Raw genomic sequence first — 23,638 nt, forward strand, 5'->3', positions numbered from 1 at the left:
TTCAAAAGCTCTTCCCCTATTTTCGTATCTGGAGTCTGTACATGGAAAACCTGGACGCGCTGGTCGCCCAAGCCCTCGAGGCCGTGGAACGCGCTGAAGACATCACTACCCTGGAACAGATCCGGGTCCAATTCCTCGGCAAGAAAGGCGAGCTGACCCAGGTGATGAAGACCCTGGGCAACCTGCCAGCCGAAGAGCGCCCCAAGGTTGGCGCGCTGATCAACGACGCCAAGGAACGCGTCACCGACGTGCTCAACGCACGCAAGGCCGGTTTTGAAGAGGCTGAGCTCAACGCTCGCCTGGCCGCCGAATGCATCGACGTCACCCTGCCAGGCCGTGGCCAGACCACCGGCGGGCTGCACCCGATCACCCGTACCCTCGAGCGCATCGAGCAGTTCTTCACCCACATCGGCTACGGCATCGCCGAAGGCCCCGAGGTCGAAGACGACTACCACAACTTCGAAGCGCTCAACATCCCCGGCCACCACCCGGCCCGGGCGATGCACGACACCTTCTATTTCAACGCCAACATGCTGCTGCGCACCCACACCTCGCCGGTCCAGGTGCGCACCATGGAAAGCACCCAGCCGCCGATCCGCATCGTCTGCCCAGGCCGTGTGTACCGTTGCGACTCGGATATCACCCACTCGCCGATGTTCCACCAGGTCGAAGGCCTGCTGATCGACCGTGGCATCAACTTCGCCGACCTCAAGGGCACCATCGAAGAGTTCCTGCGGGTGTTCTTCGAGAAAGAACTGGCCGTGCGCTTCCGCCCGTCGTTCTTCCCCTTCACCGAGCCGAGCGCCGAAGTCGACATCCAGTGCGTGATGTGTTCCGGCAAGGGCTGCCGCGTCTGCAAGCAGACCGGCTGGCTGGAAGTGATGGGCTGCGGCATGGTCCACCCGAACGTGCTGCGCATGTCCGGCATCGACCCGGAAGAGTTCCAGGGCTTCGCCTTCGGCATGGGTGCCGAGCGCCTGGCCATGCTGCGTTATGGCGTCAACGATTTGCGTCTGTTCTTCGACAACGACCTGCGGTTCTTGGCTCAATTCCGCTAGGCCCAATCGACGCAACTTTCAGGAGAACAGCATGAAATTCAGTGAACAGTGGCTGCGCGGTTGGGTAAACCCGCAAGTCTCCCGTGACGAACTGGTCGCCCGCTTGTCCATGGCCGGCCTCGAAGTCGACAGCGTGACCCCCGCTGCCGGCCAGTTCAGCGGCATCGTGGTGGGCGAGATCCTCACCACCGAACAACACCCGGACGCCGACAAGCTGCGCGTGTGCCAGGTGAGCAACGGCGCAGAGACCTTCCAGGTGGTCTGCGGCGCCCCGAATGCCCGCCCAGGCATCAAGATCCCGTTCGCCATGATCGGCGCCGAACTGCCGGGCGACTTCAAGATCAAGAAGGCCAAGCTGCGCGGCGTCGAGTCGTTCGGCATGCTCTGCTCGGCGGCTGAACTGCAGATCACCGAAGAGAACGACGGCCTGCTGGAACTGGCCGCCGACGCCCCGGTGGGCCAGGACATCCGTCAGTACCTGAACCTGGACGACGCCAGCATCGAGATCGGCCTGACCCCGAACCGCGGCGACTGCCTGTCCCTGGCCGGCCTGGCCCGTGACGTCAGCGCCTTGTACGACGTGCCGGTCACCCGCCCGGTGGTGCCAGCCGTACCGGCCGCCCACGACGAAGTGCGCCCGGTCGAAGTCAGCGCCCCGGCCGCCTGCCCACGCTACCTGGGCCGTGTGATTCGCAACGTCGACCTGAGCAAGCCGACCCCGCTGTGGATGGTCGAGCGCCTGCGCCGCAGCGACGTGCGCAGCATCGACGCCGCCGTCGACATCACCAACTACGTGATGCTCGAACTCGGCCAGCCGATGCACGCCTTCGACCTCGCCGAAATCAACGGCGGCATCCGCGTACGCATGGCCGAGGAGGGCGAGAAGCTCGTCCTGCTGGACGGCCAGGAAGTCGCCCTGCGCGCCGACACCCTGGTGATCGCCGACCACACCCGCGCCCTGGCCATTGCCGGCGTGATGGGTGGCGAGCACAGCGGCGTCAACACCGAGAAGACCCGCGACCTGTTCCTCGAAAGCGCCTTCTTCGAGCCGATCTCCGTCGCCGGCAAGGCCCGTTCCTACGGCCTGCACACCGACGCCTCGCACCGCTACGAGCGCGGCGTGGACTCGCAACTGGCCCGCGAAGCCATGGAGCGCGCCACCGCCCTGATCCTCGAGATCGTCGGCGGCGAAGCAGGCCCCGTAGTCGAGACCGTGAGCGAGCAGCACCTGCCGAACATCGCGCCGATCACCCTGCGCGCCGAACGCATCACCCAGATGCTCGGTATGGAGATGGACGCCGCCCAGGTCGAGCAACTGCTCAACGCCCTGGAGCTGAAAACCAGCGCAAACGGAGCAGGGGAGTGGACTGTCACCGTCCCAAGCCACCGCTTCGACGTCAGCCTGGAAGTCGACCTGATCGAAGAGCTGGCCCGCCTGTACGGCTACAACAACCTGCCGGTGCGCTACCCGCAGGCCCGCCTGGCCCCGCAAGCCCGCCCGGAAACCCGCGGCGAGCTGCCGAACCTGCGCCGCCTGCTGGTCGCCCGCGGCTACCAGGAAGCCATCACCTACAGCTTCATCGACCCGAAACTGTTCGAGCTGTTCACCCCAGGCGTCGAGCCGCTGCTGCTGGCCAACCCCATCTCCAGCGACATGGCCGCCATGCGCGCCTCGCTGTGGCCGGGCCTGGTCAAGGCGATGCAGCACAACCTCAACCGCCAGCAAGACCGCGTGCGCCTGTTCGAAAGCGGCCTGCGCTTCGTCGGCCAGCTCGGTGACCTCAAGCAGCAGCCGATGATCGCCGGCGTCGTCACCGGCAGCCGCCAGCCAGAAGGCTGGGCCAACGGTCGCGACGGCATCGACTTCTTCGACGTCAAAGCCGATGTGGAAGCCCTGCTGGGCTACTCGGGCGCCCTGAGCGACTTCTCCTTCGTCGCTGGCAAGCACCCAGCCCTGCACCCCGGCCAGACCGCCCGCATCGAGCGCGACGGCAAGGAAGTCGGCTACCTCGGCGCCATCCACCCGGAGCTGGCCAAGACCCTCGGCCTCGACCGCCCGGTGTTCGTCTTCGAGCTGGTGCTCGGCGATGTAGTCGAAGGCCGCCTGCCGAAGTTCAGCGAGCTGTCCAAGTTCCCGGAAACCCGCCGTGACCTGGCCTTGATCGCAGGTCGTGATGTAGCTTCTAGCTCGGTGCTTGAAGTAATTCGTGACAATGCAGGCGAATGGCTCACAGACCTCAGGCTGTTTGACGTCTACCAGGGTAAAGGCATTGATCCTGATAGAAAAAGCCTGGCCGTCGGCTTGACCTGGCAACATCCATCGCGCACTCTTAACGACGATGAGGTGAATGAAACCCTGCAAACTATCCTCACCTCGCTTGAACAAAGGTTGAACACCACGTTAAGGAAATAACGGCATGGGTGCTCTGACGAAAGCTGAGATGGCCGAAAGGCTGTACGAGGAGCTGGGGCTTAACAAGCGTGAGGCCAAGGAGCTGGTCGAGCTGTTTTTCGAAGAAATTCGGCACGCGCTTGAAGACAACGAGCAGGTCAAGTTGTCCGGTTTCGGCAACTTCGACCTTCGCGACAAACGCCAGCGGCCGGGCCGCAACCCTAAAACAGGGGAAGAGATCCCGATCACCGCGCGCCGCGTCGTCACCTTTCGTCCAGGGCAGAAGCTGAAAGCCCGGGTAGAGGCCTATGCTGGAACCAAGCCATAACGACGAGCTGCCCCCCATCCCGGGCAAACGCTACTTCACCATCGGTGAAGTCAGCGAGCTCTGTGCGGTAAAACCGCACGTGCTGCGCTACTGGGAGCAGGAATTTCCGCAGCTCAACCCGGTGAAGCGCCGTGGCAACCGGCGGTATTATCAGCGCCAGGACGTGCTGATGATCCGCCAGATCCGCGCTTTGCTGTATGACCAGGGCTTTACCATTGGCGGGGCGCGGTTACGGCTCTCCAGTGATGAGGTCAAGGATGAGTCCAGCCAGTACAAGCAGCTGATTCGGCAGATGATTGCGGAGTTGGAGGATGTGTTGGTGGTGCTCAAGAAGTGACCAAAGCCGATGAGTGGAAAGTTTTTTGAAAAAAAGCTTCCATTAATCAAAAGGTTAGGGTACATTTCTTCTCGTTCTCGGCAACATTGAGAACCGCCTTGTCGGGGCGTAGCGCAGCCCGGTAGCGCACTTGCATGGGGTGCAAGGGGTCGAGTGTTCGAATCACTCCGTCCCGACCATTATTGAAACGGAAAAGCCCAGTCGGCAACGACTGGGCTTTTTTGTTTCTGGCACGCTAATCATTTTAACAAAGCTATATCACCTGAAGTTTATCTGAATGATTGTAGTTGTCGAGGCGAGCAATCGTACGACACTGGCTTTCAACAGACAGATCCCAGCTACGCTTTAGCTGCTTGGGAATTCAAACAACAAGTTTTAATAGGTTTTCAAGAAGCTCTTTGAGTTCGACACGATCTGTATCATTTTCCTGGTAAGTAGATCGTTGGAGGATTTGTTCGGCGGTCATCAGTGGCCAGAGTTTATCAATGACATCATCCGCTTTGATACCCACCGCTTTGCCAATTATTTTTTTTGCGTCGCAGGTGTCAGTAAAAGCCACCTGTATCCCCGTGTACGCCTTGATCATGTCGGGACAAAGGTAGTTTTCGATTTCCCGTTTACGTGTCGAGTAGAAAGCACGACCCTGTTCCTCGACTTCTTGTTTTCGCTTTAAAATCGAGAGGACTTGCTCTGGGCTTCCGCCAAGGTCAGAGTCTAAAAATACGCACCAAGGTAGCCCTAGATCGTTGGCAAGATTGAGGGTGACCCAGTGCTTCACGCTACCGCATCCACCAACCAAGATCGGGATAAGACCAGCGTCTTCAAGACTGGTTTGAAGATAGCCCCCGGCCTTTAGGATATTTGAGCTATGGCGTAAGAAAGTGACATCGGACTTACCTTCCACTAGGACTACGCCTTTTGCCCGCTCCATCCCAGTTTCAGGCAGTACGCCTAGGCTTTCTGCAGCCTCCTTTAGTACTTCTTGGTTGGGTAGCTTAATGATGGGGATGCCGCTCTCATTCTTAGTAACATACCGAATGCCTTCAATAGGCATCAAACCCGCTAATGCAGGGACATGGGTGGTAACAATGATTTGCCGATTTGTTTGGTTGGATAATTCCAGGAGTGCCTTCATAAGCATTATTTGGTAGTTTGGGTGCTGGGAGGTTTCAGGCTCTTCAATAGCGTAGATCACGCTGCGCGGCCCCCCCGCTACTGCTTTTCTTTCTGCCTCGGCTCGGAAAAAATTTAGCAATATAAGACGACGTACGCCGCTGCCGCGCTTATTGATGGGTATACCGTTCTCTCCTTCCAGAGTAAAGTTAAAGGTCCACTTGGGTTTCTCCTTAAAGCGAGGGTTCAACTCATTAGCCAGCTCAGGTGCCATTTCTCGAAGTTTGTTAAGCGTGCGTTCGGCTACATCTAGTACGCTGTTTTCGATTTTTCGCTCCAGCTCACTGATCTCGACTTGAAGCGCAGCCTGGGCTTCTTTGACCGCTAGTTGCAACGGATTTTTGGCCTCTGCGTCGCCATCACTGCTCTCTCGGTCAGCTTTAAAAAGAGCGAAAGTTGGCAACAGTGCCTCAATTTTATCCCAGACGGATTTGGCCTCTGTTGATAGGCCTTTACCTACATCGAGGAGCGTCTCCTCGCAGGGAACATCGCCCGTTGCATTGCGAATGGCTTGCCGCCATTGTGAGGCTACCCTCTGATCTGCTACTTGCCCAGCGACTCCAAACTGCTCGCCTAGCCTCCTTAGATCCGCCATTTTCAGGCTTAGTAGACTTGCGAGTGTTTTGTCTGCGGGGTGCTGACAGCGAATGGCTGTAGAGTCATGTTTGCCGGTACTAGCCCTGAAGGTTTTGACAACTTCAAATGCGCCTTCTCCGTTTAGCAGAAGCTCCTGCGATAATGAGGTCTGAGCATTTTCATCAAGCACTAGGGTACTCGGAAGGTTGTCGAATTCGCAGGCGATCTCGAATTTCTCATGCCCCTCCGCTAGACTAAAACAGTTCATGTCACTCTTGTCAGGCTTAATATCTGCGCTATCGAAAAATATAGCTAGGGCCTCAAGGATAGTCGACTTTCCATAGTCGTTTCGACCCACAATGCCTGTCATTGCGGTATCGACCGGAAGGATGGTGGTGGTGCGATAGCCGCGGAAATGAGTGAGTTTGACGGTCTTAAGGCGCATCGTGACTTCCTCATCTAACGTTGTGTTCAATGTTTTGCTCAGTGGAGTAGCTAATTGTAGACGTATAGTGGCGAAATGCCTTGTTGACAAACCCTTCTGATCGGAATCTATACACTGCAAGCGGCAGATGTTGGCCTATTAGGTGTCCAGCTGCTCATTGAGTAGTTTTTTGTTAATAAAAAGACCGTACAGGTTGGATGCAAACGGCTAGTCAGATTGAATGCAAATGGGTAGTAAGGTCAGGGCAAATGCCCATATTGCTCGATTCGCCTGCTCAATCCGGAACGTTCCTACCCGCTGCGGGGCGTTCGATACCCTTTCTGGTCATTGACTGTCTTTCTAGCGCCAGGGGAGACTTGGGTAGGGTTGAATATGCCGGCGTCAGTCATGTCCCTGCGTGCGGGCGCCGGACATCACGGTGCTGTTGAGTCGATGCCGGCTTAGGTGATCACTCAGGCCTAGGACGACCTGGTCCGAAGCAGGTATCATACCGCCCCAGATTTTCACTGATTATTGATGGTAGCCAAATGACCTCATCGAGCAAGACTACGCCTAGACCTATCGGCATAGACCTATTTGCAGGCGCAGGCGGATTGTCTCTTGGCTTTGAGCAAGCTGGATTCGACGTAGCTGCAGCCGTCGAGATTGACCCCGTTCACTGCGCAGTGCATGAGTACAACTTTCCAAACTGTAAGACCATTTGCGCTAGCGTAACAGACCTCAGCGGCAGTGAAATTCGCCGATTAGCGGGCTTAGGTAGCAAAGAAATTGACGTGGTTTTTGGAGGGGCCCCTTGTCAGGGATTCTCTATGATTGGTAAACGCGCTTTGGATGACCCCAGAAATCAGTTGGTCTTCCACTACGTTAGAATTGTTGAAGAACTGAAGCCAAAGTATTGTGTTTTCGAAAACGTCAAGGGACTTACGCTCGGTAAGCATTCGGAGTTTTTGAAGGAACTGATCAATGCGCTGGGTGAGGCTGGGTACGACGTAGTTACTCCATATCAGGTTCTCAACGCCGCTGACTTTGGCGTCCCCCAAGATCGGAAACGACTCTTTTTGCTAGGTACGCGCCGTGGACTTAAAACACCGCAGTACCCAATGCCTATGGAGCATAGAGTTACTGTTGAAGAAGCTATTGGGGATCTACCAGATGCGAATGCATTTGATCAATTGATCAGTGCAGATGCGGTGACGGCTAAATGGAAAACAAGTTCAACATATGGTCAGCGGCTTCGTGATTTGCAGGAGGATCCTGATAATTTCGGATATAAGCGTGACTTTGATAGAAATATGCTAACCTCTAGTTTGCGCACGGAGCATACAGCTCTGTCACAGGAACGATTTAAGGCCACGGCACATGGAAAAACAGAGCCGATAAGTCGCTTCCGAAAATTACCCCCAGATGGACTGTGCAATACGTTACGTGCAGGTACGGACAGCGCCAGGGGTGCGTTTACTTCCCCCCGTCCTATCCATCCGCACCAACCACGCGTTATTACTGTCCGAGAAGCGGCACGGCTGCATTCATTTCCGGATTGGTTCCGCTTTCATGCAACTAAGTGGCATGGCTTTCGCCAAATCGGGAATAGCGTACCACCTCTGTTGGGGCGCGCGATTGCATCATCCATTGTCAATGCCCTTGAGGTTAGCCTAATCAAGCCGGAGCAAGTTATAAAACAGGGCTCAACCGCCTTGCTTGGCTTCGATATGGGCACTGCCGCTCGATACTTCGACGTACCTAGGGACACTATAGCTCAGCGCACTCGAAAATACTCAGCAGAATCACTTGTGGAAGAAAATAATGCCTAAAGCAGCGAAGGCGCGGACGCCTAGTAAATATGGCCTAATAATAGAGGAGGTATTTGCTAGTCATTACAAGAAAGGTATGACCAGCTTTGAATTTTCAAGAGCGGAGTTTGCGCCTATTGCCAAAAAGCTGGACGTAGAGCTGCCGAAAAATTTAGGCGACATACCTTACTCCTTCCGGTACAGGAAAGAGCTGCCGGCCTCAATTTCCAGTACGGCTGCACCTGGAATGGAGTGGATCATCAAGGGGGCGGGTACTGCTCTTTATACGTTCAAACAGGTAAAGCTTAATCGGATTTTACCTCGCGAAGAACTGATTACCATAAAGATTCCTGACGCCACTCCTGAAATTATTGTCTCTTATGCACTCAGCGACGAGCAGGCACTTCTGGCAAAGGTTCGCTACAATCGGCTGATAGATATATTTCTTGGTATTACTGCTTGCTCACTTCAAAACCACTTGCGCACCCAGCTCAAAGAGATCGGTCAAATCGAAATTGATGAAGTGTATGTGGGTGTTGATAAGTATGGTCGCCAGTTTGTGGTACCCGTGCAGGCCAAGGGTGGGAATGACAAGCATGGCGTTGTTCAAACTGAGCAAGACATTCTATTCTGTCAGCGTAAGTTCCCTGAGTTGGAATGCCGCGCCGTATCCGTACAGTTCATGAGCAGTGGCCGCATCGCTATGTTTGAACTTGTCGTCCAGGACGACGAAGTGAAGGTTTTGGAGGAGCGACATTATCAGCTAGTAATGTCGTCAGATATTTCAAAAGAAGATCTTAAGGTTTACCATAAGCATGGGTGCTGATGTTTTTGTGATTGTGCTCGCTTGATAAGTAGTTTTAAAGAATTTAGCTTTGCATTGCGTGCTGTACGATAAGTTGTGCTGTGAAAATCGATTTTCGCACGGTGTGTAGATGCAGATGTTTGATCATCTTGTTGAAGGTACTTTATTTTGCCAGGCTTAAAGTCACTCATGGATCGTCGGGCAAGGCCCGAATACAGAGCTTAGGAGGTGTAACTTAACTGATTTTACCCGTTGAGCGCCTTCAGAGTTAGGCAGCTAATTTGGTTTTTGAAAGCGCCCCGGGCGTGTAAATAGTTGTCTCTAGTGCATCATGCCTAATTCAGCGTCATCCATTAATGCCTTAGCCAATGCGCAGAGGTAATGAGAGGCCCAAATTAGCTGCGGCTTATCTTCCATCAATCCGTCAATAGTCAAGTCACGTGCGCACCCCATTAGTTCAGAGGCTTGCTCACGTGCGTGCTGGCAAGGTATGCCAGCTTCGATACGAAATAAGGGGTAGGTCTGCTTTTCACCCTGGTAGAATATGGTTTTGCCAACAGTGAGTTTGGTATCGTCTGAGGCCATTTTTCAATCTCCCTGAAAATTTACTGCTTAGACTGGTTGGCTCTCAAAAGTAGTTCGTACGATCAGAGCTGCTTATTATCTGCGAAGTGTTGCAAAGATTTTTGTGGGTAGGGCCAGTCCAAACAGTATGTTGAGTGGCATTCAATAAGAAGTTCTAGGCTCAGTGGGCATCTGTAACTGGGTCAGCGCAGATTCAAGCAAAGCCCGCAGCGCCTCTATCTCATGCATCGACGCCATCATCAGAATCGACACCGGCGACTTGGGCTGTAATAACAACGCCTGTTGCACAACTGTCTCGGCACACAGTGCATAGTCGGTGGCCTGGATTAGGGTGTCTTCAAGGGTGAGCAAATTGTGAGGAGGGTCGGGAACGATCTTAAGCATGGTTTGGCTCCTGTCGTGATAGAGCAACCACCAAACGCGGCTAAACGAATAGGTGGCAGCTGTACGCGGGTTAGCCGACCGGGACGTCAGGCACCCGGCGCACCCGAAGGTGCCCCACGTACAGCCGCCATAAAGGCGCAGATGTCGATTACTCGGCATTGCACGGCTGTGGTGTCTGACGATTTCGGGCGGCTAAACCCGGTCGTTGAATACCAACGACATGCCGAGACTAGAGCTCACTTTTGGCGCGTGCAACGGAAAATCAGCGGAGAGAGTATCTTTGGGAAATGGACTACAAGGAAGGGGCTAAATCTGATTTTTTCACAACTCAACACCTTCGATGCCGCTTGCCTGTAACGACCTGTAAGCTGAAGTCAAATCACTAAACTTTGTGGCTCCGCATAAGCCGACGACTCGATAAATTTCACTCGTGACACCAGATATTACGAGGGTGGGGTGAGGCGTGTTACAACGTTCGTGCGCGAATGGTAGGTCTATACCTAACCTTGAATATGTGATAGTTGCCGCATGGGTTGCGTAGGTAAGCATCGCACCGATGGTTTAATGGTTGAGCATCGCCACGCCGGTGCACAAGATCAGTGATCTGGCGATGGTGGAGACGGATCATCTGCCTACGCTGCTGACGGCGGTGCATTACCTCAGTGGCATGGCCAAGGCGTTGGCCCAGGAAGTGAATCATGGGTTGATGTTTGGGCGGGGGGCTGAGTAGGGGGAGGGTATCTGGCTGGGGGCTTGGTTGTCTGGGCGGGCGCTATCGCGGGGCAAGCCCGCTCCCACGAATCCGCGCCTGCGAGCCCGATTCCTCGAACCTGGTCCCACAGGCCTGCTCCCGCGTTTCGGCTAGCCGTTATGGCGCCAGGTTCACGCCGTTACAGCGGCCCTTGGTGGAGAAATCGTTGATCTGCCGCGCCTTGTTCACCGACATCAGGATCGTGCAGCCGCCAGGATGGGCCACGTCGTCCCAGTAGTTGGTATGGACCATCACGTTGCCTTGCATCTCGGCGGTGCTGCCGACCACCTCCTTTTGCACGTAGGTGGTATCGCGGTACCAGCCCAACTGCACCCCGGCGCCGCCAGGTAACGGCTCCATGCGCATGGGCGGGCCGAAGAAGTCGATGGCCTGCTTGGCGTCGCGCCCTTGCCATTGGTTGCCCGCCATCAGCTCCGGCAGGGTCGGGATGCAGCCGGCCAGCGCAGGCAATAACAGGCCAAGGACCAGCAGAGGGCGCGTGCTCATCGTGGGGTATTCGCCAGCATGTCGTCCAGCTCCTGCACCGCTTGGCTGTTGGCCTGCACGCCAATCAACTGGATGAACATGGCCTGGATGGTGGCGACCATCTTCGCCGCCGGCATCTTGCCGATCGACAACATCTGGTTGCGCGCGCGGTTGTCGGGGGCGCAGACGAAGGCGAAGGTGCGCTGCAGCCAGTAGTCCTTTGGTGCGGCCCAGTCTTTAGCGTTGGTTTTCACATCGCGCACGGCGCCGTCGAAGCGACGAATCGCCCGGGCGCTGTCCAGGCGGATCTGGCGCTGTTTGCATTTGACCTGCACCTCGTAGGCGGCGAGGGTCGGGAAGGCCGGGTCTTCGAACAGCTGCATGACCTGGGCCGATTGCACGCCACCGGGCTTTTGCAGGATGCCGGCGGCATCGGCGACGTAGACCTCGTTGTGCAGGCGTTCGCCTTTGCCGTAGATGATCCAGTAGTCGCCCGCAGCTTGCTCGGCCAGGGCCGAGGTGCTGCAGGCCAGAGCCAGGATGGCTAGCCATCGGCAGGGGAGTGGAAGTCTGTGACGCATGGAGTCCTTTCCCGATTTATGTAATCCAGAAGGGACTATACGAGCGCTGGGGGAGCAGGGTCGATTAGGGCGCTTGTGCTAATGGCCAAGCGCCTTTATCACTTAAGCGCAGTAATCAAAACCTTTCGCGAACGGCTTACATTGGGACTCGCCTGTTGCTAGAGCGAGTTCGCGGTGGACTCTTACCCTGACCAAATTTATGGAATCTTGATCCCCAGGGAGTTGAGGGTGGGTGTATCCATCCTGCCATTCACGGTCAGTGCACTATCCATTTGGAAAGCCATTAACGCGCCACGAGTAGCCTTGCCCATGACCCCATCAATTGTGCCTTGATAGTACTGGCGAACCATAAGTGCAGTCTGTACGCGCTTGACCAGGTTGCTTTTCTGTTCGTTGGTTGCGCGGGTCTTTGACGTACCCGGGCTAGCCCCGGTAGTAGTGCCGGACGACTGATAAAGGCTATTGCTGCTTGAAGTACTGTGCGAAGTGCTCGGCGCACTGTAGCTCCGTGTGCTGGTTGCGGGCGGGCTGTAGTAGCGAGGCGCGCTATAGCCACCAGACCCGCTGTAATGGGAACTGTGGGAGCTATGGGACCGATGTGAGCTGTGCGAGCGATGTGCCGCATAAATGTTCACTGCATCTGGGGCATTTAGCGTATCGGCAAAGACTGGAGGCTGCAGCTTGTCGTTCGGTTGCCAGTTCGCATCGGCAAGCGGTGTATGGCCCGCCTGTGCCAATGTGGTACCAGCCATCGGCAACAAGGTGATGCCACTGATCAGGATTTTCCAGCGGTCAAGCAATTTCACTGTGCACTCCTTGCATAGGCGCTAAAGGCCTCGGTCGATAGTTGTCGTACGCCGCGGCTCTGCCAGCGGTCAGTGTGGGATTTGAAGAACCCTGAGCAATGTTTGACGGCAGCGCATTGCTGACAGGTATCGATGAACAGGTTTTTCCAGTCGGAGATACTCTGGCGGGCGAATCGTGAGAGGTGGGGTGGGATCAAACACAAGGGCAGGTTGTAGATCGAAACCGGCATCCCACGGTTGTAGAGGAAATAGGCGGTTTGGCTCAATGCCTCTTGATAATCCAGCGGGTCAATCCACAACTCCTCGTAGTGCTTTCTGGCCAGACCAGTACTTTCGATACCCATCAACGCAACGTGCCGTACGAAGGGGAGGTTCCTGAACACGTAATGGGCTAATTCAGGCAAGCGTGGTGTGGTCAGGCGACTGAGTACCACGCGTATCTCAATGATCTGGTTAGCGCGTGCGAGGTTATAGAGTCCTTGCACGGTTTCGCTGAAGGCGCCCGGGGCCTGAACTACATGGTCATGGTCGACTGCGTTGTCGGCATACAGCGGAATGCCCCAGCTCAGCTGGGGGTGGCCTAGGGCCGCGAGGGCTGCAATCCAGCTCGGATCTTTGAACAGCCGTCCATTGCTGAGCACGTGTACGGACTTCTGTGGCAAAACGGTTTTGCACTTGGCCAGAATCTCAAGCAGGCCATCACGATAAAGTGTGGGCTCTCCGCCGCTGATCCCCAGGTTTTCCTCGCCTGCGTCCATCAGGTCGATCAGTCGAAGGTTTTCCTCGATATGCCAGCGGTCATCGATATCTTTAGGCGGTTGCGAGCACATCAGGCAGAGGCTGTTGCAACGATCCGTCATGAACAGCAGGTTACTGTCTGACCCGCGTCGATAGAGCACTCTTACCAATGCATTGCCAGGGGTAATGGCAATGACATCGCCAGGTTGAACGACATCCGGATCCTTGGGGGAATGCAGGTGCAGCCTGCCGTTGTCGAAGGGGCTGGTGAGTGACCCTGGGGTCAGGAAGCCGCCCACGGGCAATGAAATCAGATGTGGATTTCGTTCAAGATCTTCGTTGGGTAACCAGAGCAGCAAATCATTGAATTGCGCGGTACCGGCGCAAACGGCGACTCCTTGCTCAATGAACTCATCCAGGGTGATGACCTTGAGCAGCTTTGGTTCATGCAGGTTTTGAATTTCGAAGTGGGTATCTTTGCGCAGCATCGTCCTTAGCCCCTGTAGCCTGGGAAGCGAACATCGCTGTATGAGCGCCTGTTCAACCAGGACAGCAGTACCCGTTGGACGTTGTTATCTCCGTCGCGTAGCAAGGCGAACAAGTGCTTTAACAGTCCCATGTTCTTCTTGCAGAAACTGCTGAACAACCGGTGTCCGACCGGATCCCCTTGGCGAGCATAATGTTCGACCGGGTCTGCGCCGCAGTAGGGAACCAATGCGCAATCCGAACAGCCCGGCAATGCTTCCGCGACGCCACTGGCAAGCAGCGCCTCCATTACGGGTGAGGCCAGAAGTTCTGACAAGGGTTGCTGGACTGTGCCCAACCTTAAACCGTCTTCGCCCATCTCCAGCAGCATCCGAGCCTCGTCCGACGGGTAGACGTAACCGTCATAGTTGTAGACCAGCGCCGCTGTACCCGCGCCGGCGGGTGAGCGCAGGTCGACATAGCCGGATGAGAAGGGCGTTAGGATGTTCTTCAACAGCAAGCTGGTGTAACTCTCCGACAGGTAGGTCCCTTGCTGGTTGATCTTCAGCAGATAGGCCAGCGCCCTCGTGTAGAAGGTCAGGTACTGCTCAATCGGATAGTCAAGGCGATGTGCACTCTTGGAAGCAAACCCGTAAGGGCTGAGCGGTCGAAGTGAAATGCTGGAAAAGCCCTGCTTTACATACTCGTCGATGATAGCTTCAGGCTGTTCAAGGCTTCGAGAGGTCAATGTTGTCAGTGCGGAGACTGCGTCGTGTCCAAGATGCTCGCGTACCCGTTTGATGCCTTCCACGGTGTGCTCGTAAGAGTCTCGTGAAGGCGTCGGGCGGTTGGCATTGTGCAAGGGCGCCGGTCCATCGAGGGAAGTCGAGAACTGGATGCGGTGCAGTTTTGCGAAGTCGAGTACTTCGTCCGTCAGGTGGTGCAGCGTTGTGGTTATGACGAACTGAATATCCCGTTGCTCGACCAGGTTTCGTGTAGCTACCCATTCGACAATCTGGCGTACACGTTCGAAGGCCAGAAGTGGCTCGCCGCCCTGGAACTCTACCGTCAGCGCGGGAGCGTTCGATTCGAACAAGCGATCAACGGCAGCGAGTGCATCCGCTTCCGATAAGTCATGGCCCGAGCCACCCAGCGGTGCTCGTGAAACTTGGCAGTACTGGCAGGTGTGGTTGCAGCGTAGCGTTACAACGAACAAGTGCAGTGCCGGGCCCTGGAAAAGAAAGTCCTTGCGGCTGCGATATTGCGCCGCCATTTCGGGAAAAGGATCGTGGCGTGTCGGTTCGTAGATGAAATGGCGAGCTAGCAGGTCCTTGTAAAAAGGTGTGCCTGCTTCTATGTCGAAGTAACTGAGGGCCCGCAACTGCGCGTCGTCCACGTGCAGATACTCGCCTGTATCGGAGGTGAGCAAAATGTCCCGGTCATTTGCGGTGTTCAGGCGCATGAAGCGAAAGGGCAGCAGACGGTAGCCGTTAGCGTCGGTGGCAATCAGTGTCACCGCGAAACTCCACATCCAGCAAGTGCTGCCCGAGCCAGCACCTCACGCAACCCAGCGGTCTCACGGTTGATGTGATCACGTAGGGCAAAGTCATTTAAATGCTGGAGGATCAGCGAATGTGCCTGCTCCTGAGTCAGCATGACTTTCGTTTTAGCTGGGAACGCAGTGAGGCTGATCTGGTCAGCTTCAATGCCGATCTGAATCGCGACTGTGTCAGCCAAGGCGTAAGCGGTTCGTTGCACCACGCTGAGGGAATAGGCTGCGTTGTCGAGTTTCAGAATGACTGGCCATGTCATTGGAACTGGTCCTTCAAATCCGTTGGGAATGTGTGGATTTTGCCGGCTAGCGAGGCATAGTGCCATCATATTTTTTTACATTTGTAACGTTGGCCCGCTCCTGATTTGCCGTAAACGATTCTGCTGTAGCATTCATCTGATCAGACCGCACATGCGGCAGTCGTCGCATGGTCCGGATGCAGGGGCAAAACATGTCCAAATCAAAGGTGAACGTGGCTCTTCTAGCCATCGAAAGCGAAGCGCAGGAGGCCCAGAAAACCATTCTTGAACTTGTGCACACAGACATGACCGAGAATCCGGAACATCTCCAGCCCATCCCTGCATCGTTGCTGAGTCGCGTGGCTGATCTTCGGGCACGGGCACAAGCGAATCGCAAGCGCACCGTGCTGTTCGAAGGTTGAGAGCGCGATAGTCAGCAGACAACCTCTGTACACTCACGCCCCCGGTCCTGCCTGTGCCATCCTCCGTTTCGCTTACACCAAAGGCTACGTTGGTCGCCCTCAGATTGCCCGCTCCAGTAGTTGGGCTTCAGCGATCTGTCCGTTCTCATAACGCAGCAGTACCTGACGCTCCCCTTGATCGAACAGCGACTGCTGCAGTTGCTGGGTGTCCTGCGGGCCTTGGGCCAAGACGCTGGTCAGGCCGTCCAGTTGCGCCGTGAAGCTTTGTTTCAGGGAGGCGTCGAGGCTGAACATACGTGAGCTGGTCAGTTCCATCTGCGAGTTGTAGATGCTCCGGCTCTGGTTGCCGATTTCCTCTAGCTGGCCGAGGCTTTCGAGAGCCTTGGCCGCCTGGGCGCGATAGCGTTGCAGTGGTTCGGCCAGGTAGCGCAAGGCACAACTGACCACCTGCAGCTGTGCGGTTTGCAGGTAACCGCTGACCCAGCCCTCCATCTTCGTCAGGCTGCCCTGCAATGCCTGGCGGGTGCTGTCCACACCGAACAATTTGTCTGCCTGCACATCCTGGGCGCGCTTCAGCTCTTCGTTCATCTTGCGAGCGAAGTACTGGGCCAGGGAGGTGATCTGGCTATGGTGATTTTCCAGTGTCTGGCGGGCAGTGCTGTCGATGCCTTCTTGCTGATAGTGATCGAGCACGCCTTGGGTGTACTCGAACATCCCAGTCAGCTTTTCCCACTGCTTTTCGTCCAGATCGTGCTGCACGGCATCCAGTTGACGTTTGACGGCGTCCAGCTTTTCGTTGATGTCGTGCAGGTGCTTCTGGCCCACTGCCGAGGACACCGCGTTCCACACCGCGCCACTGAGCAGCACGTTCTGCAGGTCTTCAGGCAGCGACAGGCTGGCCTGCTCACTGATCTTGCCGCCGGTACGCACGAAAGCCCGGACGCTGCCGTCGCCGTTGGCGTTCTTGGTCAGTGTCTCGAATGGCAGGCTGCACATCACGTAGTTGCCGCTGGCCAGCTCGCCCATGGCGGCCAGGCCGGGCACATTGGCCAGCAGCGGATTGAGCGCACTGATCCGGTCGGTTGGCAGTGGGCGGTGGGTACCTGCGGGTGGGCGTTGCACGACGTTGAGCTTGAGCAATGTGCCGCCCTGGCCGTCCTGGATCACCAGGTCGGCCGTGGTCGGGGAGGTGGTGACCACTGGCTGGGCATCGGGGCGTGCGGCCTGGGGCGTGGCGGGTGCTTCCCGGCGCAGGCGGATCCAGCCCATCTGGGCAACGAAGGGCACGGTCACGCGGTAGGCTTCAGCCACGCTGCTATGCAGGCCCACGCCGGCCGTGAAGGCAGCGCCAAAGGGGTTCAGGCGCAATCCGGTGGTCGCGGCCATGGTGAACAGTGCCGCGCTGCGCGAGGCGGAGAGGCCGATCATGCTGGCGGCCCCTTTGGGCAGAGCCTCTTCGAGCTTGAACAGCCCGGTCAGCACCTTGGTGTTGGTGGCCCGCTCGAAACGCTCGCTGTCCGGCAGCTCCCGCCAGCCTGCACCGAACAGCGCCAGGGCGATCTGGCGTTCCTTGTCCGCCACGCTGGTTGCACCGCTGCCGTTGAGCTTCTGGTAAACGTCGTTGACGATCTCGGCGTAGGGCACCGCCGATTTCTTCAATAGGCGACGGGCGAGGTTCATTGCCGAATGCCCGCCGAACTGCTGCAGCTCATGGCCCAGCAGGTCGAGTTGCTGCTCGGTATAACCCGCAGGCCGCGAGCTGTGCTTGGCTTGTACCAGCTGCCTCTTGATGTCTGCATCCAGGCCGGCGCGGCCCCGGGAGAAGTCGGTGATGATGTCCACCAGAATGTCCACTTCTTCGGGCGTGGAGCTGATGAGGCTGGTGAACAGGTCGTCGTCGCAATCGATTCCTGAGGTTGCCATCGTGTGTCCTTACCTTTTGAACGGTGTATCGGGTAAAGGGAGCGGGTGCCCCCGTACAAGGTGGGGTGGGTTCAAGGCATCAGCCAGGTGCTCGTCGGCCTGGCGTCTCGCTGAATGGCGACAGCCTGGCAGCGCTCCAGTATCGGCAGGATGTAGGTGATGACGACGGTGCCTGGACGGCCATCGGGTTGGCGACGAGCGGCGTGGCAGAGCGGGCCGGCGCTAGCTGACGTTCGACTGGAACCAATTTCCACAGCGTGTGCTTCACCGAAGTGACGGTTGCTGGCCAGGTAATCCAGCGTTTGCTGGAATGCCGCGCGGGTCAGGGTGACCGAGCTGTTGTTGGTGCCGGTTACCACCTCTACGTGGTCGTTGCTGACCGCCGCGACTCTGAAGCGGGTATTGCTGGCGTTGGAGGGCGTTTGCAGCTCCGTGCCCTGCAAGCGGCTGATCAGTGCCCAGAGAGTGTTATCGACCTGGGTAATGTGCTGCATGGCGTTACTCCTTGTTGTTCGCTGGCCGTCTTCCTAGATTAGCGTGGCTTGATGTCCGAATGGCATCATCCTTTGGACTTACCCGTGTAACGATCCAGGGAGACCCTGCAACTGCAATCGGCGTCGATAGCGCAGGCTGCAGCAGATGTCATACATGCGCGCGGAGGGTAGTGAATGATGTCTACGAGCGGCATCCGCACGAATCCTCCGCCTCAGGATGGCCGCCCTGTTCGGCTTTGGCTGGGGTGATCGGTCAGCAAGTGATTGTGGAAATTGGGGCAACAATCAGAGGAATAATTACCCGAGATAGGAATTTTTTGCTTTCCTAGACTAGCGCGATCTACCTTGCCTGGATCGCATTGCCATGACACACGCCACTACGTCTCCCACGTCCGCTTCGGGGTCGCGACACAGCGCCTTCTCTATCACGCTGCTGGCCATCGCCGCCTTCGTGATCGTCACCACCGAATTTCTGATCATCGGGCTGCTGCCGGCACTCGCTCGGGACCTGGACATTTCCATTTCCGCCGCCGGCCAGTTGGTGACGCTGTTCGCCTTTACCGTGATGCTGTTCGGCCCGCCCCTGACTGCCGCCCTGGCCCATTTCGAGCGCAAGCGGCTGTTCATGGTGATCATGCTGATTTTCGCCGCCTCCAACGCCCTGGCGGCCGTGGCACCGAACATCTGGGTGCTGTGCATTGCCCGGTTCATCCCGGCACTGCTGTTGCCGGTGTTCTGGGGCACGGCCAGTGAAACGGCCAGCCAACTGGTTGGCCCCGATCGGGCCGGTCGCGCCGTCGCCCAGGTCTACCTGGGCATCGCTGCGGCCACGCTGTTCGGTATCCCGCTGGGCACGGTGTTCGCCAACCTGATCGGCTGGCGTGGCGCGTTCTGGGGGCTGTCCGCGCTGTCGCTGCTGATGCTGCTGTTGCTCGCGCTGTACATGCCGACCCTGGCCCGTCCGGAGCGCAGCAGCATCGGCCAGCAGATGCGCATCCTGCGCGATGGCCGCTTCATCGGCAACATCGTGCTCTCGGTGGTGGTGTTTACCGCCATGTTCACCGCCTACACCTACCTGGCTGACATGCTCGAACGCCTGGCCGGTATCGCGCCGGTGGCAGTGGGTTGGTGGCTGATGGGCTTTGGTGCCATCGGCCTGGTTGGCAACTGGCTGGGCGGTCACTTCGTCGACCGCAACCCGCTGGGCGCCACGGCGGTGTTCGTGTTGATCCTGGCCGCAGGCATGTCCATGAGCATTCCCTTGGCCGGTTCGTATGTCGGCCTGGCGGTGGCGCTGACCGTCTGGGGCATCGCCTACACCGCGCTGTATCCGGTGTGCCAGGTACGCGTGATGAAAGCCGCCAGCCACGCCCAGGCCCTGGCCGGCACCCTGAACGTCTCTGCCGCCAACGCCGGCATCGGCCTGGGTGCCATCATCGGGGGCTACAGCATCGAGCAGACCGGCCTGGCCAGTCTCGGCTATATCGCCGCCACGATTGCCCTGGCCGCCGCGGTGATCTGCCTGCTGCTGGTGCAGTTCAAGGAGCGCCGCGCCACCGATGCGGGCCTCGAGCGCGCCGGGACGCTGCGCCGATGACCGCGCCGCACACCCTGCCGGCCCACGGCACGCCGGCGTACCCTGGAATGGACGCTGCGTTGGCCGCTCACCCTGCGTATGCCCGGGTGTTCCGCCCGGGACAACTGACCTTCGGCCTGATCGCGCCGCTGGAGGCCTATCCCGACAGTGCCGTTCCGCCGCTGCGCCAGCACCTGCAGCTGGTACAGCATGCCGAGGCCCTGGGCTTTTCCGCCATCTGGTTGCGCGACGTGCCGTTTCACGACCCGGATTTCGGGGACGTCGCCCAGGTCCATGATCCGATGGTCTATGCCGGCTGGCTGGCGGCGCATACCCAGCGCATCGCCATTGGTACTGCCGGGATCATCCTGGCCTTGCGCAACCCGCTGCTGGTCGCCAAGCAGGCCTGCAGTGTCGACCAGCTGCTGCAAGGGCGTTTCTTGCTGGGCTTGTCCACAGGCGACCGACCCAGCGAGTACCCGGCGTTCGGCGTGGACTACCAGCAGCGTGCCGAGCGCTACCGGGATGCCTACCAGATGCTGCAGAGCGTGGTGAGCCAGGACTACCCGGTGCATTACTCGCACTTCCACGGCACGCTGGACGGCACTCTGGACCTGGTCCCCAAACCGGTCACTGGCAGGTTGCCAACGTTGGCCGTGGGTCGCTGCGGTCAGGAGCTTTCCTGGCTGGCCCAGCACACCGATGGCTGGATCTGGCACCAGAGCGATGCCCAGGCCTTGCCCTGGGTCCTCGAGCAATGGCGCGCCTGCCAGGAGCCGGGGCAGTTCAAGCCGTATGGCTACGGCGCGTTCTTCGATCTGGAGCAGGACCCGGGCGCACCCTTGCGAGCGGGGCGGGGGCTGCGTGGCGGACGGCAGGCCCTGCTCGATCTCTGGCTGCGCCAGCGCGAGCAGGGCGTTTCGCACATCGCCCTGAACCTGCGTATCAGTCGACGGCCTGTACAGGCGGTTCTGGATGAACTCGCCGAGCATGTGCTGCCCCAGTTCGCCTGACGAGGAGGGCAGTTCGGTTTCGACCTGTTGCGCTTGCTGCTACCCTGACCGCCGTCACTACGCTGTCCGCCCTCGCAGGGCGGATAGCGAGCCCCTCGCAATCTACGCATGAAGCGTGTGCGCCCATCGCGGGCGCGGCAGTAAAAGGATTTTCAATGAGGCTTACCGAGCACCTCAAAGGCATCGAAGTTTTCGTCACCACTGCGGACGCCGGCAGCTTCACCGCCGCCGCCGCGCAACTCAACCTTTCGACCTCGGCTGTGAGCAAGGGGGTTGCCCGCCTTGAAGGCCGGCTGGGCACCCGACTGTTCGAGCGCACGACCCGCAGCCTTTCCCTGACCGACACGGGCGAGGCCTTCTATCGCACCTGCGCACGTATCCTGGCCGAGCTGGAGGAGGCCGAGACGGTCCTGGCCGCAGAGCGCCAGGAACCGGCCGGACGCCTGCGCATCGATGTGCCGGTGACCTTCGGCAAGCAACATGTGCTGCCGTTGCTGCTGAACTTCACCGAGCACAATCCACGCTTGCGCCTGCATGCCTCGTTCACCGACCGCTTCGTCGATGTGATAGAGGAGGGGATCGACCTGGCGGTGCGCATTGGCAGCGTCGACCAGCTGTCGAACTTGCTGGCGCACCAGCAGATCGGCCAGGAGCGCCTGATCTTCTGCGGGGCGCCGCAGTACCTGCGCCAGCATCTGAACATCCAGCACGGACATGAACTCGACCAGTTCGACTGCGTGATGTATGGCCGCGCCGATGGCAGTGTCAGCCCCTGGATGTTCAGTGGCCCCGATGGCCAGATCGAACGGCGCACCATGAATGGCAGGATCATCGTCGGCAGCGGCGAGGCCCAGGTGCAGGCGGTGAAGGGCGGCTATGGCATATCGCAGCTGGCGACCTGGATGATCCGCGACGAACTGCAGCGCGGTGATCTGGTGGAAATCATGCCGCACCTCTCGACACCCGGGCTGCCGGTACACCTCATCTGGCCACGCAGCCGGCAACTGCTGCCCAAGGTCGACATCATGCTGCGCTTTCTTTCCCGGCATTTGACGCCCTTGTTCCTCGATCATAATTAATTCAATTATTTCATTACTGCCGGCGCTCAGAACTTTAAGTTATGCCGCTGGCTTTTTTGTGCCCGCCTGTTATCGCTGACTCTTCAGTCACTTTTCCCGCGCCTGCAATTGAGTGTGTGTGCTGCTCATTGCGTTCTCATTTGGTTGTATTTCCAATTGTTGCCTGAAAATTGAAACAGTTTTGTCGTTTCCGCAACGGCCGGCCTGGAAACGCCTAAATTGTGGAAAAATATTCAAAAATCACTGGAATAAACAACTGAAATCAACGCCTTGATTATAAAAAAATGCACATGCTAGGATTCCTGGGAACAAATAGAACAATTCAATACTTAAACTCCATACAGCGCGTAGAGCACGTCATGAATCAAATGATTATTGTCGGCGCGGGGATAGCAGGGCTTACGCTCGCACTCTCACTGCATAAAAAAGGCTTCCGGGTAAAAGTTTACGAGTCGGCAAAAACCATTGAGCCGCTGGGCGTAGGTTTGAACCTTCAGCCCTATGCGATGAAAGTGTTTGCCGAACTTGGCTTGTTGGAAAAGTTGCAGGAAAATGCCGTCACCACCCAGGAGATGGTGTTCTTCAACCGATATGGCCAACGCCTGCACAGCCTGCCGCTGGGGCTGCGCAACGGTCACTCGGTGCCGCAGCTGTCCATTCACCGCGGGGTGCTTCAGCAGACCCTGCTGGACGCCGCCCGCCAACGCCTGGGCGCCGACTTCCTGCTGACCGGGCACACGCTGCGCGATGTCGTCCAGGATGACCAGGGTGTGATCGCCACCTTTTCCCAAGGGCCGCAGGCCCCCCTGGTCCAGGTGCACTGCAGTGCGCTGATCGGTGCGGACGGCGTGCGTTCGCAGGTCTGTCGCAGCCTGTTCGGCGAGCACCTGGCCCCGGTCGACCGGGCCGTGCACATGTGGCGCGGGGTGACGGTGGCGCCGCCGTTCCTGAGCGGTGCCAGCATGGTGCGCATCGGTGTGCCAGCACATGGCAAGCTGGTGATCTACCCCATTCGCGACCAGGTCAACGAGCGTGGCGAGCAACTGATCAACTGGGTCGCCGAACTGGACCGTGCGCTGTTCGAGCACGACCCGGAGTTCGCCCCCGACCGCCTCGAGGACCTGGCGCGTTTCTTCGCTTCGCGCAGTTTCGACTGGCTGGACATCCCGCAATTGCTCATGCGCAGCAACCAGCCGATCATCCAGACACCGATGGCCGACCGCGATCCGCTGCCACGCTGGACGGTGGGGCGCATCACCCTGATCGGCGACGCCGCGCACCCCATGGTGCCGGTGGGCTCCAACGGTGCCGGCCAGGCCATTCTCGATGCCCACTGCCTGGCAGAGGCACTGGCCAGCGGCGATTCACTGGAGCAGGCCCTGCAGCAGTACGAGGCCCAGCGCAAACCGCTGACCTCGGCCATCGTGCTCGGCGACCGCCAAGAGCTGCCCGACGCGCTGATCCACGAGGCCGACCGGCGTGCCGATGGCCTGCCGTTCGCCGACTTTGACGCCTTGATGAGTTTTGCCGAAGCCCGCCGCCTGGCCTTGCCGGACTATGCCAGCGTGACCCAGACGAACACTCCACGGACTACCTGCGCCTGACCACCGCCTTGCGCGCCTCTTGAAGGGATTCAAGTG

The 23,638-nt window shown here is 58.1% G+C and carries 23 protein-coding genes and 1 tRNA gene; 13 read left to right on the plus strand and 11 right to left on the minus strand.

Annotation, left to right across the window (positions count from 1 at the left end):
• Positions 1 to 41 precede the first annotated feature (41 nt).
• The 5 genes from pheS to AC0MAZ_RS13795 all read left to right on the plus strand — a co-directional run bounded on the left by pheS (position 42) and on the right by AC0MAZ_RS13795 (position 4,294).
• A complete protein-coding gene (gene pheS, locus AC0MAZ_RS13775; RefSeq protein WP_028691467.1) occupies positions 42 to 1,058 on the plus strand; it encodes a phenylalanine--tRNA ligase subunit alpha in 1,017 nt (338 codons plus the stop codon).
• A 31-nt stretch (positions 1,059 to 1,089) separates the two neighbouring features.
• Positions 1,090 to 3,471 carry a phenylalanine--tRNA ligase subunit beta gene (gene pheT / locus AC0MAZ_RS13780; protein WP_232857145.1) on the plus strand — a complete coding sequence of 794 codons (2,382 nt, stop codon included), beginning with the start codon at positions 1,090 to 1,092 and terminating at the stop codon, positions 3,469 to 3,471.
• 4 nt (positions 3,472 to 3,475) lie between these two features.
• Entirely contained in the window at positions 3,476 to 3,778 is a 303-nt protein-coding gene (gene ihfA / locus AC0MAZ_RS13785; RefSeq protein WP_009394049.1) for an integration host factor subunit alpha, read from the plus strand.
• Complete coding sequence (locus AC0MAZ_RS13790) at positions 3,759 to 4,115, plus strand: MerR family transcriptional regulator (RefSeq protein ID WP_011533210.1); 357 nt, start codon at positions 3,759 to 3,761, stop codon at positions 4,113 to 4,115. Before ihfA ends, AC0MAZ_RS13790 begins: the two co-directional genes overlap by 20 nt.
• A gap of 102 nt (positions 4,116 to 4,217) precedes the next feature.
• A tRNA-Pro gene (locus AC0MAZ_RS13795) sits at positions 4,218 to 4,294 on the plus strand.
• Positions 4,295 to 4,476: 182 nt separating this feature from the next.
• Here the strand turns inward: AC0MAZ_RS13795 and AC0MAZ_RS13800 are convergent.
• Entirely contained in the window at positions 4,477 to 6,309 is a 1,833-nt protein-coding gene (locus AC0MAZ_RS13800) for an AAA family ATPase (protein WP_475858175.1), read from the minus strand.
• A gap of 527 nt (positions 6,310 to 6,836) precedes the next feature.
• On the opposite strand from AC0MAZ_RS13800, the gene AC0MAZ_RS13805 reads away from it, so the two are divergent.
• The gene (locus tag AC0MAZ_RS13805; protein ID WP_475858176.1) at positions 6,837 to 8,120 is read left to right on the plus strand and encodes a DNA cytosine methyltransferase; all 1,284 of its coding nucleotides are present in this window, start codon (positions 6,837 to 6,839) and stop codon (positions 8,118 to 8,120) included.
• The gene (locus tag AC0MAZ_RS13810; protein ID WP_475858177.1) at positions 8,113 to 8,925 is read left to right on the plus strand and encodes an endonuclease; all 813 of its coding nucleotides are present in this window, start codon (positions 8,113 to 8,115) and stop codon (positions 8,923 to 8,925) included. Before AC0MAZ_RS13805 ends, AC0MAZ_RS13810 begins: the two co-directional genes overlap by 8 nt.
• A gap of 300 nt (positions 8,926 to 9,225) precedes the next feature.
• On the opposite strand, the gene AC0MAZ_RS13815 is transcribed toward AC0MAZ_RS13810, so the two are convergent.
• The gene (locus AC0MAZ_RS13815) at positions 9,226 to 9,489 is read right to left on the minus strand and encodes a DUF3077 domain-containing protein (RefSeq protein ID WP_475858178.1); all 264 of its coding nucleotides are present in this window, start codon (positions 9,487 to 9,489) and stop codon (positions 9,226 to 9,228) included.
• A 141-nt stretch (positions 9,490 to 9,630) separates the two neighbouring features.
• Entirely contained in the window at positions 9,631 to 9,873 is a 243-nt protein-coding gene (locus tag AC0MAZ_RS13820) for a hypothetical protein (RefSeq protein ID WP_475858179.1), read from the minus strand.
• A 568-nt stretch (positions 9,874 to 10,441) separates the two neighbouring features.
• On the opposite strand from AC0MAZ_RS13820, the gene AC0MAZ_RS13825 reads away from it, so the two are divergent.
• The gene (locus AC0MAZ_RS13825) at positions 10,442 to 10,603 is read left to right on the plus strand and encodes a hypothetical protein (RefSeq protein ID WP_475858180.1); all 162 of its coding nucleotides are present in this window, start codon (positions 10,442 to 10,444) and stop codon (positions 10,601 to 10,603) included.
• A gap of 138 nt (positions 10,604 to 10,741) precedes the next feature.
• Here the strand turns inward: AC0MAZ_RS13825 and AC0MAZ_RS13830 are convergent, their stop codons facing one another.
• From AC0MAZ_RS13830 to hxsD, 6 genes are all read right to left on the minus strand, one after another.
• Entirely contained in the window at positions 10,742 to 11,131 is a 390-nt protein-coding gene (locus AC0MAZ_RS13830) for a hypothetical protein (RefSeq protein WP_023629525.1), read from the minus strand.
• A complete protein-coding gene (locus AC0MAZ_RS13835; protein WP_475858181.1) occupies positions 11,128 to 11,691 on the minus strand; it encodes a hypothetical protein in 564 nt (187 codons plus the stop codon). The genes AC0MAZ_RS13830 and AC0MAZ_RS13835 overlap by 4 nt, the downstream gene beginning before the upstream one ends.
• A gap of 197 nt (positions 11,692 to 11,888) precedes the next feature.
• A complete protein-coding gene (gene hxsA / locus AC0MAZ_RS13840) occupies positions 11,889 to 12,497 on the minus strand; it encodes a His-Xaa-Ser repeat protein HxsA (protein ID WP_203647237.1) in 609 nt (202 codons plus the stop codon).
• A complete protein-coding gene (gene hxsC, locus AC0MAZ_RS13845; RefSeq protein WP_475858183.1) occupies positions 12,494 to 13,723 on the minus strand; it encodes a His-Xaa-Ser system radical SAM maturase HxsC in 1,230 nt (409 codons plus the stop codon). Before hxsC ends, hxsA begins: the two co-directional genes overlap by 4 nt.
• A 5-nt stretch (positions 13,724 to 13,728) precedes the next feature.
• Positions 13,729 to 15,216, minus strand: a complete 1,488-nt coding sequence (gene hxsB, locus AC0MAZ_RS13850; RefSeq protein WP_475858184.1) for a His-Xaa-Ser system radical SAM maturase HxsB — start codon at positions 15,214 to 15,216, stop codon at positions 13,729 to 13,731.
• Positions 15,213 to 15,512 carry a His-Xaa-Ser system protein HxsD gene (gene hxsD, locus AC0MAZ_RS13855; protein ID WP_475858185.1) on the minus strand — a complete coding sequence of 100 codons (300 nt, stop codon included), beginning with the start codon at positions 15,510 to 15,512 and terminating at the stop codon, positions 15,213 to 15,215. The genes hxsB and hxsD overlap by 4 nt, the downstream gene beginning before the upstream one ends.
• 191 nt (positions 15,513 to 15,703) lie before the next feature.
• Here hxsD and AC0MAZ_RS13860 point away from each other — a divergent pair, with 191 nt between their 5' ends.
• A complete protein-coding gene (locus AC0MAZ_RS13860) occupies positions 15,704 to 15,913 on the plus strand; it encodes a hypothetical protein (protein ID WP_475858186.1) in 210 nt (69 codons plus the stop codon).
• 99 nt (positions 15,914 to 16,012) lie between these two features.
• Here the strand turns inward: AC0MAZ_RS13860 and AC0MAZ_RS13865 are convergent, their stop codons facing one another.
• Complete coding sequence (locus AC0MAZ_RS13865; RefSeq protein WP_475858187.1) at positions 16,013 to 17,836, minus strand: hypothetical protein; 1,824 nt, start codon at positions 17,834 to 17,836, stop codon at positions 16,013 to 16,015.
• 71 nt (positions 17,837 to 17,907) lie between these two features.
• Positions 17,908 to 18,330: a hypothetical protein gene (locus tag AC0MAZ_RS13870; RefSeq protein WP_475858188.1), complete on the minus strand. Its 423-nt coding sequence runs from the start codon at positions 18,328 to 18,330 to the stop codon at positions 17,908 to 17,910.
• Between the two features lie 358 nt (positions 18,331 to 18,688).
• Here AC0MAZ_RS13870 and AC0MAZ_RS13875 point away from each other — a divergent pair, with 358 nt between their 5' ends.
• The 4 genes from AC0MAZ_RS13875 to AC0MAZ_RS13890 all read left to right on the plus strand — a co-directional run bounded on the left by AC0MAZ_RS13875 (position 18,689) and on the right by AC0MAZ_RS13890 (position 23,602).
• Positions 18,689 to 19,927, plus strand: coding sequence for an MFS transporter (locus tag AC0MAZ_RS13875; protein WP_475861429.1), 1,239 nt, complete (start codon positions 18,689 to 18,691; stop codon positions 19,925 to 19,927).
• Positions 19,928 to 19,974: 47 nt separating this feature from the next.
• Complete coding sequence (locus AC0MAZ_RS13880) at positions 19,975 to 20,919, plus strand: LLM class oxidoreductase (protein ID WP_203652672.1); 945 nt, start codon at positions 19,975 to 19,977, stop codon at positions 20,917 to 20,919.
• A 155-nt stretch (positions 20,920 to 21,074) separates the two neighbouring features.
• Entirely contained in the window at positions 21,075 to 21,998 is a 924-nt protein-coding gene (locus AC0MAZ_RS13885) for a LysR family transcriptional regulator (RefSeq protein ID WP_203647229.1), read from the plus strand.
• Positions 21,999 to 22,366: 368 nt separating this feature from the next.
• Positions 22,367 to 23,602 (plus strand): FAD-dependent monooxygenase, encoded by a 1,236-nt coding sequence (locus AC0MAZ_RS13890; RefSeq protein WP_232857157.1) that lies wholly within the window; start codon positions 22,367 to 22,369, stop codon positions 23,600 to 23,602.
• The last annotated feature ends 36 nt before the right edge of the window (positions 23,603 to 23,638 follow it).

The organism is Pseudomonas sp. A, assembly GCF_056270345.1.

Excerpts from the sequence above, each read along its gene's own strand:
- AC0MAZ_RS13790 (WP_011533210.1), top strand. The coding sequence starts at position 3,759 with ATGCTGGAACCAAGCCATAACGACGAGCTGCCCCCCATCCCGGGCAAA.
- pheS (WP_028691467.1), top strand. The coding sequence starts at position 42 with ATGGAAAACCTGGACGCGCTGGTCGCCCAAGCCCTCGAGGCCGTGGAA.
- AC0MAZ_RS13890 (WP_232857157.1), top strand. The coding sequence starts at position 22,367 with ATGATTATTGTCGGCGCGGGGATAGCAGGGCTTACGCTCGCACTCTCA.
- AC0MAZ_RS13860 (WP_475858186.1), top strand. The coding sequence starts at position 15,704 with ATGTCCAAATCAAAGGTGAACGTGGCTCTTCTAGCCATCGAAAGCGAA.
- hxsC (WP_475858183.1), bottom strand. The coding sequence starts at position 13,723 with ATGCTGCGCAAAGATACCCACTTCGAAATTCAAAACCTGCATGAACCA.
- AC0MAZ_RS13885 (WP_203647229.1), top strand. The coding sequence starts at position 21,075 with ATGAGGCTTACCGAGCACCTCAAAGGCATCGAAGTTTTCGTCACCACT.
- AC0MAZ_RS13835 (WP_475858181.1), bottom strand. The coding sequence starts at position 11,691 with ATGCGTCACAGACTTCCACTCCCCTGCCGATGGCTAGCCATCCTGGCT.
- AC0MAZ_RS13805 (WP_475858176.1), top strand. The coding sequence starts at position 6,837 with ATGACCTCATCGAGCAAGACTACGCCTAGACCTATCGGCATAGACCTA.
- AC0MAZ_RS13815 (WP_475858178.1), bottom strand. The coding sequence starts at position 9,489 with ATGGCCTCAGACGATACCAAACTCACTGTTGGCAAAACCATATTCTAC.
- AC0MAZ_RS13820 (WP_475858179.1), bottom strand. The coding sequence starts at position 9,873 with ATGCTTAAGATCGTTCCCGACCCTCCTCACAATTTGCTCACCCTTGAA.
- AC0MAZ_RS13800 (WP_475858175.1), bottom strand. The coding sequence starts at position 6,309 with ATGCGCCTTAAGACCGTCAAACTCACTCATTTCCGCGGCTATCGCACC.
- ihfA (WP_009394049.1), top strand. The coding sequence starts at position 3,476 with ATGGGTGCTCTGACGAAAGCTGAGATGGCCGAAAGGCTGTACGAGGAG.
- AC0MAZ_RS13830 (WP_023629525.1), bottom strand. The coding sequence starts at position 11,131 with ATGAGCACGCGCCCTCTGCTGGTCCTTGGCCTGTTATTGCCTGCGCTG.
- AC0MAZ_RS13865 (WP_475858187.1), bottom strand. The coding sequence starts at position 17,836 with ATGGCAACCTCAGGAATCGATTGCGACGACGACCTGTTCACCAGCCTC.
- hxsD (WP_475858185.1), bottom strand. The coding sequence starts at position 15,512 with ATGACATGGCCAGTCATTCTGAAACTCGACAACGCAGCCTATTCCCTC.
- AC0MAZ_RS13810 (WP_475858177.1), top strand. The coding sequence starts at position 8,113 with ATGCCTAAAGCAGCGAAGGCGCGGACGCCTAGTAAATATGGCCTAATA.
- AC0MAZ_RS13870 (WP_475858188.1), bottom strand. The coding sequence starts at position 18,330 with ATGCAGCACATTACCCAGGTCGATAACACTCTCTGGGCACTGATCAGC.
- AC0MAZ_RS13880 (WP_203652672.1), top strand. The coding sequence starts at position 19,975 with ATGGACGCTGCGTTGGCCGCTCACCCTGCGTATGCCCGGGTGTTCCGC.
- pheT (WP_232857145.1), top strand. The coding sequence starts at position 1,090 with ATGAAATTCAGTGAACAGTGGCTGCGCGGTTGGGTAAACCCGCAAGTC.